Genomic DNA, 3635 nt, shown 5'->3' on the forward strand with positions numbered 1-3635 from the left:
CTGCTGTCATGGCGGTAATTCTCGCTAGCTTTAAGCTATACAGATTGAATTTGGATGAAAATTTACTTTGTGTACCATAAGTTAACGGTAACGACTCGATCGTTTAGTATCAGTTGTTACAAATGGTTGCTAAACATGAAATAAGCGGATTTAATCGATGCACTTTTTAGATAAATATCTTTGGATCTTGCATCGAAACAAAGTTACTGGTGGATAGTGGATGGTGGATAGTAGTTTTGAGTCTAGTTTTATGTACTGTCTTGTCTTGACGCATCGAACGGGAGGGAACCTCCGTGATGCGCGAGCCGCTGGTGCAAGATGTGAGTATCCCCTATTCCCTGTCTTTGACAGGAAATTTATCAATGTTACCTGCTAGCTCTAGGTCAAAACAGGCGGTAAGCCAACTTCCTGGGGCGTGACTAACTTACCATCGAAACTCATCGTATAATCGCCGACAGTTCTGGCTTCGGCAACTTGACGGCGGAGTTCGGCTCGATCGAAATCGTTATCTACACCCCCCAATAAATAGACGATTAACTTCGCTGCTAAATCGCGTCCAGACACCAAAATTCGCTTCTTATTTGGGTCATATAAAATCCCATACCACAGGGATTGAAATGAATCGATATTGCCAAACCCACCATCGGCATCATAACGATCGAGTTTACGGAATACCTCGGTTTGAGCCATTTGTTTTTTAAAAACCGCCATGCCCACCCCTTGAGCGAAGGCAACTTGTCCCACTGGGCGAAATAATAAATGCCCTTCACCACCAGCGATTTCAAAACTAAAGCGGCGTAATTTGGGCGTATCTTCCCCTTTTAAGCGTCCGTAACTAGTGAATTCGGATAACCTGTCGAATAAGTGACCGAAAGCTGCAATCCCAGCGGCTAATTCGGCAGTATCTGGGCGTAATGGCACTAGACCTTTTTGGGCTTTGGGTTTCCAGTGGGGAAACTGATATTGGAGATATTTTGCTGCCATATCTTGCAAAGCTTGGAGCGTAGTCAGCACGGTAGTTTTAGTCGCTACCGTCGCACTGTCCCAATTTACGCGCGGGCTACGTCCAGGGAGATCTTTTAATAAGGGATGATTGACGGCAATATTTCGCGCGACAATCGCAAAACCATCGTTTTCATCGAGTTGCGCTAATTGTCCTTTACTCAAGGCGATCGCCATCAGATTAACATGCACAAAGATCGATCGAATCCGTCGCCGCGCTGCTAATTGGGTTTCATCTTTTACCACCGCCGAGATAAACTCAATCCCGATCGTCTCCTGCGGTAAACTCGCTAGATACTCTGCCGATGTCCCCAATTCGGCGATCGTAATTTTATTGCCCACCAGCTCGCGATATTTATTATATCTAGGCAATTCACCAACCCGTAATAACTCCATCAATCCCTGTACGCCCATCAACCGATGTTGCCCATCTAGCGCATAAATCCGCACTGATTCGCCGACATCCAATCGCCCAAAATTCTCATGACCGTCAATCGGCACAAACATCGCCGCTGATGCAGTTGCTTTGCCACCCCTACCCCATTCTGGCGCATGAATATTATCCACCCAACTTCTGTCGATCGTCACTAATACGGGCGGGAATTTATGAGTGGTGCGCCCTGCTAAATACTGTACTAAGGCAGCCTGTCTGCTCCAGTCGAGGGGACGTTGCTGGATGACTTCGATACTATCGCTATCAATCGCGATGTTATTATCTCTAGGCTGATACTGCTCTGATAGTAAGCTCATCTCTGAGGCATATTTTACCCGATCGGCCAACCATTGCAGCGTGACGGAGCCAATATATGCCTCACTACCGCCCATATTGGTACGCTGGACGAGAATTTGATGCGGCTGGATATGTGGAATCTGGCTGGCTGGCATTGTCAACGGCTGAGTGAAGTTACCGCAACCAGACTAGCAGCTTTCTCATTGCAGCTTCCAGGGGTTTTTAAAAACTTAATAGGGGATAGGGAAAGAGGCGTTGCTGAATTGAGGTATGAAATGCACCAATCTTGCCCTCACCCCCAGCCCCTCTGTCTTGTCTCGCTGCTTGGTGCGCTGTCTTGACCCAAACACATGCGGAGGGAACCTCCGCGTGATTTGGGTCGCTAAACCCTCGGGGAACCCGAGGAGCGCGAGCCGCTCCCAAGCTTGGCTGCGGCGTTTTTATGCCTCGGGTTCCCCCCGAATAAAAAAGCGACGCAGCTCTCTTCGGGAAGGCTTCGCCAACGAACGGGAGCGACGCATCGACTCGGAGGTTTCCTCCGAGTTGTGTGCGTCAAGAGAGGTTCCCTCCCGTTTGTGTGCTGAACTCGACGCGCTCATCACGGAGGTTCCCTCCAGGTCGAGCGCGTCAAGACAAGACAACGACAAGACAGAGGGGAGCCAGAGCCGGAGGCGAGGGCGGGGTGAGGGCGAGGGATTTCGATTGGTATCATACCCAGATTCAGCAACACTGGATTGTATTTTTACGTTTGCAGGAGGTCTATCGAGCGATCGGATCGAGCTACAATAACTCATCCATCAACTGCATCACCTCGATCGCACCTGTGGATAACCGATCTGCTGGTGAGAGCAAAATTTGCGCTTCTAGTAACCCTTTGAGGGCAATTAGTTTGAGACTATTTTCGGCATGGGTTTGGGAGATCGGCACCGCAGCAGGCAGATAGCCAGTGGCTCCTAAATCGGACAGGAGTGCCCGTCTAACTTGTAAATCTTTATTTGATAAGGCTGCTACTAATCGATCGCCGTAGAGCGAATCCTGCGTGAGTTGGTACATCGCTCGTAACCCCGCAAATCGCACTCTGGGAATTGGATGCTCTAGGAAAGGCTGAATCGATGGTACCGCGATCGTCGCGCCTAAAGTCCCCAAAGTTTCTAAAATTGCATCGTAAGGCTCGGAAAAATCTTCACCATTGGGTAAAAGCCGACCATCGCGAACGCCTGCACGCAAGAACTCTACCAGCGGCTCGATACAGCGCGGATCGCCTAACATCTCCAGGGATTGTGCTGCCGCCTCGCGCACATAAAAATCCGCACACTTGAGACATGCAATTAATGCTGGCACGGCTTGAAGATCGCCCAGCTTGCCCAATGCTCTGGCAGCACTGCGGCGGAGGGGATAGCCACCTTCTGGAGTCCGATCTGCTTCATCTTGTAAAGCTGCAATCAGTCCAGTTATGGCACGGGGATCGTTAACCCGAAATTTACCCAGCCACCAAGAGGCATAAGCGCGCAATCCGAGATCTTCCCCATCCAGATTTTCGATCGCTTGGTCGATCGTTAGTGGTTCGCCAGCTTGAATCTGCGCTTCGTCTTCCATAATAGTTAGGGCGATGTTCGATCGCATGAGTACCGATAGATTAATTCTATCTGTAGGGGCAGTGCTTCATGCCATTCTGGAGATTTCGATCGGTCATATAGACAAGTTTAGCGAGGTAGAGACTCGTTGGTGAAGCCTCTCAGAATGAGAATCGCGACAACTCCCGAAAAAATTGCCAAAAAAATACCCCGAAGTTATTTACCATTGCCAACGACATCGCTCGGCAGTTGCAGATAACTTCGGGTGGTGGAGACGAGACTAACTCAAGGAGTTAATCGCATAATCCAAGTAAGAATTAGCCTCGACA

Annotated in this window: 2 protein-coding genes; both read right to left on the reverse strand. The window is 49.2% G+C overall.

Going from position 1 to position 3635, the window contains the following annotated elements; translation table 11 throughout:
* Nucleotides 1-378: 378 nt before the first annotated feature.
* Nucleotides 379-1887 carry a DGQHR domain-containing protein gene (locus RMO35_RS15050; RefSeq protein WP_309742143.1) on the reverse strand — a complete coding sequence of 503 codons (1509 nt, stop codon included), beginning with the start codon at nt 1885-1887 and terminating at the stop codon, nt 379-381.
* Nucleotides 1888-2512: 625 nt separating this feature from the next.
* Complete coding sequence (locus tag RMO35_RS15055) at nt 2513-3328, reverse strand: HEAT repeat domain-containing protein (protein WP_309742144.1); 816 nt, start codon at nt 3326-3328, stop codon at nt 2513-2515.
* Between the last annotated feature and the right edge of the window lie 307 nt (nt 3329-3635).

The sequence above is a fragment of the Chamaesiphon sp. OTE_20_metabat_361 genome (assembly GCF_031364565.1).

What these genes read in the sequence shown, in the direction of transcription:
- RMO35_RS15050 (WP_309742143.1), bottom strand. Translation starts at nt 1,887, where the DNA reads ATGCCAGCCAGCCAGATTCCACATATCCAGCCGCATCAAATTCTCGTC.
- RMO35_RS15055 (WP_309742144.1), bottom strand. Translation starts at nt 3,328, where the DNA reads ATGGAAGACGAAGCGCAGATTCAAGCTGGCGAACCACTAACGATCGAC.